The following is a 5,463-nucleotide window of genomic DNA, read 5'->3' as shown; positions in this document are numbered from 1 at the left end:
CCGCCCTGGGCGTGCGCCCCGACGCGAGCCGCCGGGTACAGGTCACCGGCGGACTGCTGGGCGCCGGAGCCCTGGCCGTCACGCCCCTGTGGTCGCTCGGGCTCGTGGCCCCCGTGTCGCCGCTGCTCATCTCGGGGACGCTGTTCGCGCTGCTCGCGGGCGTCGTCACCGCCGACGTGCTGACCTCCGGCCGAAGACGGGAGCCCCGGGCCGACCACCGGGACCGGATCCTGCTGCCCGGCGACATCAGCGCCGCCGACCACGGTCTGCTGGTGGACGTGCAGCGCACCATCGACCAGGTCGTCGACGCCCGGGTGGAACTGTCAGGGTCCGACACCCTCGACACCGACCGCGGACTCGCCGTGCTGCGTGAACAGGAGTGGCGCATCGCCTCCCTGCTGTCCCGACAACGGGAGCTGCGGCGCGAGTACCTCCTGCGCCGGCAGCGCGCCACCACCGACCGGGTTCGCCGGGTGCTCCGCGCGCAACAGGAACACCTGGTCGCCACCGAGGAGCACATCCGCACCAGGGTCGAGCAGATCGTCGAGTACGGGCACCTGGTGGAGGCCGCGGTGAGGGCCCACCGGGAATGGGAGCAGTGCGAGGAGGCCGTCACGGCTCTCGACGCCTACGCGGAGCTGAGGATCGAGGCGTCCCTGCTGGCCGAGGAGTCCCCGGAGGTCGCCGAACTCACCCGGACCGCCGAGGCCGCCAGGAGGGTTCGGGACGACAGCGCCGCCCGCGTGCACGCCGCCGCCACGGGGCTGAGCGGCGTCTTCGCCTGACCACGACGGCGCCTTCGAGCGTTCGTGAGCGCCCCTGAGCCCCTCCGAGGGGCCGTGGCCGAAAACGGTCGATGAAGCTTCGCCCGTTCCCCACCCACGGGCCGTCCGCGTCTGGCACATTGTGCGAATGAATGTTGAACGGGTGAGCGGCGACGACCCTCATGCCGCCCTCCGGGAGGAGATGGCCGTCCGTGTCGCGACGGGCCGGCAGGGGTTCGGGGAGATCCTCACCGAGGTGTCCGACACGCTGGAGGAGAACGGCGGCCCCGATCCTCGCATCGAGCACCCCGGCACGCCGGTGCTGCGGGAGATCCTGGACCGGGCCTTCGCCCGACATCTGCGGTGGCAGCGCCGATGGCCGGTGCGCACCGAAGTGGACCGGCTCGAACGCGCCGGCCAGGCCCTCGCCGCGATCGGCATCCCCTGCTTCGAGGCGCTGGACTGCTGCGACGGCTGTCTCGCCGACAGCGGCGGTGAGGTCCACCTGTGGCGGCTCGCCGTCGCCCAGGACCCGCGAGCGCGCGCGGTCGTCTACTTCTTCGACACCGACATCGAGTTGGCGTTCGCCGGCGAGGGTCTGTGGCTGACCTTCGATCCCGGCCAGGGGCGACTCACCCACGCCGTCGCCAAGGAGATCCTGGAAGTGCTCCAGGCCCACGGTCTGGACGCGATGTGGACGGACGAGTCGGTCAACCGCATCCGGATCGACATGGAGTGGCGCTGCCGGCGGCTCGGCCAGATGGCCGCACACCCCGGCCCGGACGTGGACCGCGAACCCACGATCGACGTGGTGCTCACCAGCCCCGTCGACAACCGGCTCACCTGGTGGGGCGAGGACCGGAACCGTTGCGTCCCGGTCCGCGAGTTCACCCGCCTGTTCCTGCCCTGGCTGCCCTCCGACATGTCCGTCACGGTCACCAGCCTGATCACCGGCGGAAGCATCACTTTGGAGCGCGACTTCGACCGCATGCGCGTCGTGGGGTCCGAGCGCCGGTTGGACCGCCGCCATCTCGACGAGATCCTGGGACGCTGGGCGGTGGACGGGTCGCTGCCCGCCCGCGACGCCCTCCCCGACCCCACCGGGTTCGTGGAGGTCGCCCACGACGACCCCCACCCCCTGGGCACCGCCTCGCGGGTGTCCGCCGTGCTCCTGGAGTTGGCCGAGGCTCGGTCGTTGCTCTACCGGACCACCCCGAGCCTCGGGGCGTTCCTGGTCTTCCGGTCCTTCACCGGCGCCACGTTGCAGTTGCTGTGGCAGGACGAGAACACCCTGTGGCTGGAGAACCCGGACCCGGAGCGGCGGATGTCGTACGGGTGCTTCGCCAACCTGGCGGACGCCGAGGACCTGGTGTGCCGGCTCGCGCTGGACGGCGACTCGGGCCTGCCGGAGAAGGAGGGCGTGCGCACCATCGAGTGGGACTAGCCCGCGAAGGCTCATCCGGCCGGTGACGGGTTGTCCACAGGCGTGGAGGTTCGGGCCGGCGCGATGACCGTCGAACGTGATCCCATCGATCTCGGGGGAGCCACCGGCTCCGCCCGCTTCGTGCCGCCTCGGGTCGTGTCGGGGCGGGCGAGACGCCCACGAACCCGAGCCCCTCGGCCGAGCTCGCTCACCCGAGGCGGAAGAAGGCGCGGGAGGGCGCAGGCAGGAGCAGCAGCCCCGCGACCGTGATCGTGTACAGCAGCGACAACGCGTGGAGCACGATGAGCTCGGGGGTGTGGATGACCACCTCGAACATCCGGATGCCCAGGAACACCGCGCCGCAGGCCTGGCCGACCACCACCAGCGCGAACACCGGCCGGGAGCGGGTCGGCAGCGTCAGCGCTGCGACCGCCGACGACAGACCCCAGGCGCCGAGGAGCAAGGCGGTGCCCCACGACGGAGCGGCCGAGCCCGTCGAGCCGACGATGGTCATGACGGTGAGGACGAACAGCACCACCGCGTTGAGGCCGAGCATGCCCATGGCGGTGAGCACCCCGATGGGCTTCCCCGGTTCCGTGTCACCGGGGGCGGGGTCGGGCGTGTAGCCGGTGCCTTCGAGGAAGTTGCGGGCCGCCTCGGTGGTCACTCCGGCCCGCGGTGGGGCGGGCGCCGGGAGTGTCGGCCGGACGTGGGCCCGTCGTCGATGCTGGGCCGGGGGAAGCGGCCGACCCTGTCGAGGGACGGGAACGGGGCCGTTCGGCGGCACCGGGGTCGGGTGACCCCGGGCTGGTGCCGGCCGATTCCGTGCCGGAGAACCCTGCGCGGGGGTGCCCCCGGCCGGGGTGACCTGGACCGGCCCCTGCCGTACGGGAACTCCCCGGACCGGGGTTCCCGGCCTCGGCTCGCCCACCCTCCGGTCTCCCGGCCCCGGCGCACCCCGCGTGGGAACACCCTGCCCCGGTGTCTTCTGCCCCGACGTCCCGCGCGCCGGCTCCTGCGGTGTCCTTGCCGTCGGCTCCGATCCCCGCTCCGCACCCCGCTCCGACTCCGCCTGGACCCTCAGCGTCGGCGAAACCACCGCCGGCCCCACCGATTCCATCATCGCGGCGGATTCCACCGCCGCCGACTCCATCGACGCGGACTCCACGACCACGGCCGACTCGACCGTGGTCTCCTCCGGCAGCGCCGCCTTCCGGGTCGGCACGTCCTTCTGCGCGTTCTGCCTCTCCCGCTCCAGTAGCTCCAGCGCCTCCGCCGGGGTGGGCCGGGCGTTCACGTCCCGGGTGAGCAGCGACGAGATGAGCGCCTGCAGCGCCGCCCCGCGAGGGGAACCCGCGGCCTCGTTCCGGCGCAGATGCGGTGGGACCGGGGCGGTCAGCACCGCGCTGATCATCCCCGTGATGCTGTCCCGCTTGAACGGCGAACGCCCCTCCAACAGTGAGTACAGGGTCACGCCCAGACTCCACAGGTCCGAGGCCGGCAGCGCGCGCTCGCCCTCGAACCTTTCCGGGGCCATGTACTCGGGCGAGCCGATGTACACACCGGTCTGGGTGAGCGCGGCGCCGCCGTCGACGTTGGCGATCCCGAAGTCCATCAGTACGGTTCGGTCGTCCTCGGTGAGCATGATGTTGGCGGGCTTGACGTCCCGGTGGGTCACACCGACCGCGTGCGCCGCGTTCAGCCCGCCCAGCAACGCCCTGGCGGCCTCTTCCACCCGTTCCGCCGGCATGGGTCCGTGCGCCTCGATGTGGTGGTGCAGGGAGGAGCCGCTGAGCAGTTCCATGACGATCCACGGGCTCTCGTCGTGTTCGAGGACGTCGTGGACGGTGACGATGGCGTTGTGGTGGATCCGTGCGGTCGCCTGCGCCTCGCGCAGCGTCCGGGCGTGCGCCTCGACCCGGTCCTCCTCGCTCATGCCGTCCGGCAGCAGGACCTCCTTGACCGCCACGTCCCGTTGCAGGATCGGGTCGTACGCGTGCCAGACCGTTCCCATCCCACCCGAACCCAGGCGTCCGCGAAGTTCGTAACGGCCGACGGTGGGGTGTTCGGGGGTCGGCATGGGGGAGGTTTCCTTTCTGGCGGTGCGGTGTGGTGTAACGAGGTAGGGGAGGGGACGCCGTTTCAATGACCAGTCGGAACCGAAACTCCACTGTAGGCCGATGGGATGACGAACGCATTGGGGACCAAGGACAGTTGACCGCAAGCGGTCAGCCGTGCGAGTCGGTGTTTCAAGCCTTTTTGCGGGGCTCGGAACGTGCCCGTACCTGCTCGGTCGGTCACGAGATTCTTTCCGTCAGGACACTCGAATGCTTCTCCCCCACCCCTCTCGGACAAAATCCAAAATGCCCGCGTAGCACTCCGAATTTTCCGTCTTCCGTGTCCTCATCCGGTCATGAAGAAGGATGGAGATGTTTCCCCGAGTTCCCCCGAGTTCACTTGAGTCGACCGAAGTTCGGTCGTGTCCACTCACCGACATCGAATATTCCTCCTCCGTTACCGGGTGAATGCGTTCGGTGAGTTCGGTCGGTCCGACCCGACCATCGACCGCCCCTGCTCCAGGGGCATCACCCGGATGGAGGGTCCAACGTCCGAGGAGAATCCGGACGGATCCTGGACGTGCCGTTCCCCGGCGTTCTTCGCGATCCACCCCCACCCCACGGAGGTCACGGGGAGCAACAGGACGAGGATCACCGCGCCCCAGCGGTTCCGGGACGTCCGGAACCCGCGGGTCCACAGCAGCACGGCGGCCACCGGCACCACGAGCGTGTAGGTGAACAGCCACAGGGGGAGCGGGAACGTGGCGAACGGGAAGGGCGCGTAGAAGGTGAGCACCACGAGCTGTGCCACACCCGCGATGGTGGCCCCCAACAGCAGGGCGGAGGTCACCCGGGGCCGGGGGAACCCGAACCGCTTCAGCCTTCTGGGGATGCTCCGGGTGACCGCCGAGAGGACGACGACGGCGAAGCCGAAGGGCAGGAGGCCGGGGGTGGCCCCGAGGGCGACGAGGTGCACGCAAACGTAGGCCAGGGTCCCGAGCAGGAAGAAGAGCCCGGGGTAGATGGTGGCGACGGCCACGAGGAAGAGCGTCGCGCCCACCGGTGTCCGGACCGTCGGGGCGCGGTGTTCGGGCTCCGGAGCCTTCCGGGGGACGCACGACATGGGGGATGCGCTCTCTCATTCGATGCGGTTCGGGCCGGTTCAGCCATCCGGCTCGGCCCGGTCGATCACCACGCCAGGTGGGCGTCCAAGGCCAGT

Annotated in this window: 4 protein-coding genes; 2 read left to right on the top strand and 2 right to left on the bottom strand. The window is 70.7% G+C overall.

Annotation, left to right across the window (positions count from 1 at the left end; genetic code table 11):
* Nucleotides 1–785 (top strand): hypothetical protein (locus K8V84_RS01190; RefSeq protein WP_304069336.1); only part of this gene is annotated, 785 nt, incomplete at its 5' end.
* A 127-nt stretch (nucleotides 786–912) separates the two neighbouring features.
* Nucleotides 913–2,208 (top strand): hypothetical protein, encoded by a 1,296-nt coding sequence (locus tag K8V84_RS01185; protein WP_304069335.1) that lies wholly within the window; start codon nucleotides 913–915, stop codon nucleotides 2,206–2,208.
* 187 nt (nucleotides 2,209–2,395) lie between these two features.
* On the opposite strand, the gene K8V84_RS01180 is transcribed toward K8V84_RS01185, so the two are convergent.
* Both K8V84_RS01180 and K8V84_RS01175 read right to left on the bottom strand, forming a co-directional pair.
* Entirely contained in the window at nucleotides 2,396–4,267 is a 1,872-nt protein-coding gene (locus K8V84_RS01180; protein WP_304069334.1) for a serine/threonine-protein kinase, read from the bottom strand.
* Nucleotides 4,268–4,701: 434 nt separating this feature from the next.
* Nucleotides 4,702–5,304, bottom strand: coding sequence for a hypothetical protein (locus K8V84_RS01175; protein ID WP_304069333.1), 603 nt, complete (start codon nucleotides 5,302–5,304; stop codon nucleotides 4,702–4,704).
* Between the last annotated feature and the right edge of the window lie 159 nt (nucleotides 5,305–5,463).

Source organism: Nocardiopsis listeri, assembly GCF_020741345.1.
GTDB lineage: Bacteria > Actinomycetota > Actinomycetes > Streptosporangiales > Streptosporangiaceae > Nocardiopsis > Nocardiopsis listeri_A.
This window is presented reverse-complemented; position numbering and strand designations above follow the sequence as displayed.